Below are 538 nucleotides of genomic sequence, written 5' to 3'. Positions count from 1 at the left end.
CCACTTGCGGTTTTAGGGGACAACATCACAACAGACCATTTATCACCATCCAACGCGATTATGGCGAGCAGTGCGGCGGGTGAATACCTTGCCAAAATGGGCGTACCGGAAGAGGACTTCAACTCTTATGCGACTCACCGTGGCGATCACTTAACGGCGCAACGTGCGACCTTTGCTAACCCGAAACTATTTAACGAAATGGTGAAAGAGAACGGTGAAGTGGTTCAGGGTTCTCTGGCGCGAATCGAACCAGAAGGTCAGGTTGTACGCATGTGGGAAGCGATTGAAACCTACATGAACCGCAAACAGCCACTGATTGTTGTCGCGGGTGCAGATTATGGTCAGGGCTCGTCTCGCGACTGGGCAGCAAAAGGCGTTCGATTAGCTGGTGTAGAAGCCATCGTTGCAGAAGGTTTTGAGCGAATTCACCGTACTAACTTGGTTGGCATGGGCGTACTACCACTGCAATTTAAGCCGGGTGTTAACCGCAATACATTAGAACTGGATGGTACTGAACTTTACGATGTCGTGGGTGAAA

General features: G+C 50.4%; 1 pseudogene. It reads left to right on the top strand.

The window, feature by feature from the left end:
* A pseudogene (locus R8O11_RS30700) lies at positions 1-538 on the top strand (Fe/S-dependent 2-methylisocitrate dehydratase AcnD); the annotation flags it as partial.

Source organism: Vibrio sp. 1288, from assembly GCF_033344475.1.
The sequence above is the reverse complement of the archived record's forward strand: the minus strand, read 5'-3'. Positions and strand labels throughout refer to the sequence as shown.